This is a genomic window from Aerococcus sp. L_32, from assembly GCF_050689315.1.
In genome coordinates, this window is the sequence record NZ_JBOEQF010000287.1 from 1 (window position 1) to 2540 (window position 2540).

The following is a 2540-nucleotide window of genomic DNA, read 5'->3' on the forward strand; positions in this document are numbered from 1 at the left end:
CCACTCAATCTTGCGCAAAGGAAACTTTGAGCCAGCTAAGATCAGCGAAATGACAAACTTCAATCTAGATAGCGATGAAGCTTTCCAAGTATTGAAAGAATTGAACCGTTACCCAGATATCGTAGCTAGTGCATATGAAAAATACGAACCATCTGTTGTGGCTAAATACTTATTAGCCTTATCTCAACAATTCAACAAATACTATGCACATACACGTATCCTAACTGAAGATGATCAATTACAATCCCGTTTAGCATTAGTATATGCCTTAACACAAGTGTTAGAATCTGGTTTAGCTATCCTTGGCGTACAAGCACCAAGCCAAATGTAATTTTTTGGACGCTAGGTTGTTAAAACCGATTTAAAACAAAATATGTTTTCATAGGAGAAAGGTATTCACTGCCTTTCTCTTTTTTGTTGACTTTTACCTCATATTTTTCCAATAATTCTCATCTAACTTTAAAAAATTCTATACAAGTGTCTTGACTTTAAATGTCAAACCTTTATAATAATGAAAGCATAAAATCCTGTGAAGCATTGAGGGCGGGACCCGAGGTGTGACCACATAATGTCAATTGTGTTCTTGGGTCAATTTGCGAATGGCCTTATTTTTTTGAAAAAAATAGGGTAAAACAAATTTGAGGGAGATGTGAGTTATGGCAATTAAAGCGAAACCACTTTTATTAGATGTAGAGGAAAAACCATCGTTCGCGAAAGGTTTATTATTGAGTTTTCAACATGTATTTGCAATGTTTGGAGCAACAGTATTGGTGCCTATTCTTTTAGGGATGCCTGTATCTGTTGCTCTTTTTGCGAGTGGGATTGGAACTTTAATTTATCAAGTTGCAACTAAAGCGAAGGTACCCGTATACTTAGGGTCATCATTTGCTTATATTACAGCGATGCAAATTGCAATTCAACAAATGGGCGGAGATATTTCAGCAGCCCAAACTGGTGTCATCATTTCTGGTATAGTCTACGTTCTTGTAGCGATTGCGATTCATTTTGTAGGTACTAACTGGATTGATAAATTATTACCACCAATCGTTATTGGACCTATGATCATGGTAATTGGTTTAGGTTTATCATCTAGTGCTGTAGCCAATGCAGGTTTCGTAGAAGATGGGGATGTACGTAACATCGTCGTAGCGGTTGCTACCTTCTTGATCACAGCCCTAGTTCAAACTAGAGCGAAGGGCTTTTTCAAAATTATTCCGTTCTTAGTAGGAATTATTGGTGGTTATATTGTAGCTGTCCTATTGGGGATTGTAGATTTTACACCAGTTGTAGAAGCGCAGTGGTTTGAGTTGCCAGATTTATACCTACCATTTGAGACATCTCTGTTTGAATCATATAATTTATACTTTGGTCCTGAAACATGGGCGATTGTACCTATTGTCTTGGTAACTATTTCAGAACATATTGGTGACCATACAGTATTAGGTAAAATTGTTGGCCGTAACTTCCTAAAAGATCCAGGTCTAAGCAAAACCTTAATTGGTGACGGAGTAGCCACTGCAGTGTCAGCCTTCATCGGTGGACCAGCGAATACGACATATGGTGAAAACACTGGGGTCATTGGTTTAACGCGTGTGGCTTCAGTATCAGTTATCCGAAACGCCGCTATTATCGCTATTATTTTAGCCTTCCTAGGTAAATTTACTGCCTTGATTTCAACAATTCCAAATGCTGTAATCGGTGGGATGTCTATCTTACTTTACGGAATTATCGCAAGTAATGGTTTGAAAGTCATGATTGAAGAGCAAATCGACTTCAATCAAGTACGGAACTTAATTATTGCGTCAGCAATGTTGGTTATTGGATTAGGTGGCGCGGTCTTAGACCTTGGTTACTTAACCTTCTCAGGAACTTCCTTATCAGCCATCGTTGGTATCGTATTAAACTTAATCTTACCTGCAGAAGTGACTTTCCAAGCAGATAGAGACGTAAAATAATTAAATAAAAATTGTTAGCAAAACGGCGGTTGAGATAGCTTAGTCTCAACCGCCGTTTTAGCGTTTATTGTTTTTCAAATGTGTTGATTAGTCTCTTGAATAGTCTTTATCTTCGCCTTGTAATTCTGGGTTGGTTTCAACTTCGTGGTACATGTTATGGATAGACAGTACAACGAACAAGAATAAGAAGGCTGTTTGTAACCAGAAAATGGTCAAATCAAACATACCGTGCAGGATAACGATACTGCAGAAACTACAAATCAAGGCTAAACGTCGTCGTAAAATCGGATATTGCCGCATTTGATGAATCTTCTTGCCTAATGAAATCAGCGAAGGTAATAATATACCTGTCCCAACGGCACCGTATGACAGAAGGGTGTCTAGAACAATATTGTGGGCATGTTGGGTGTATTTGTCCCCGTAGTCTTGCCAGACATTGAGATAAGTCAGCGGTCCTTGGCCGAACCAGAAGTTATCTCTTAAGCCTTTCAAGCCGATTTCCCAGATGACAAACCGGTCTTCAAAAGCAAAGCCTAAGTCCTGAAATCTCGGAAGGAAACCTAATTTGATGGCGATCAGTGTGCT

General features: G+C 38.7%; 3 protein-coding genes. 2 read left to right on the plus strand and 1 reads right to left on the minus strand.

All coding sequences use genetic code 11. The features are described from left to right. Together ACRCJ0_RS11875 and ACRCJ0_RS11880 are read left to right on the plus strand one after the other, a co-directional pair. On the plus strand, positions 1-331 hold a 331-nt coding region (locus tag ACRCJ0_RS11875; RefSeq protein ID WP_431390546.1), incomplete at its 5' end, for a DALR anticodon-binding domain-containing protein. Positions 332-656: 325 nt separating this feature from the next. Continuing rightward, entirely contained in the window at positions 657-1955 is a 1299-nt protein-coding gene (locus tag ACRCJ0_RS11880; protein ID WP_431390547.1) for a uracil-xanthine permease family protein, read from the plus strand. An 87-nt stretch (positions 1956-2042) separates the two neighbouring features. Here the strand turns inward: ACRCJ0_RS11880 and ACRCJ0_RS11885 are convergent. Further along, positions 2043-2540, minus strand: a 498-nt coding sequence (locus ACRCJ0_RS11885; protein WP_431390548.1) for an O-antigen ligase family protein, incomplete at its 5' end; no start/stop codon positions are given.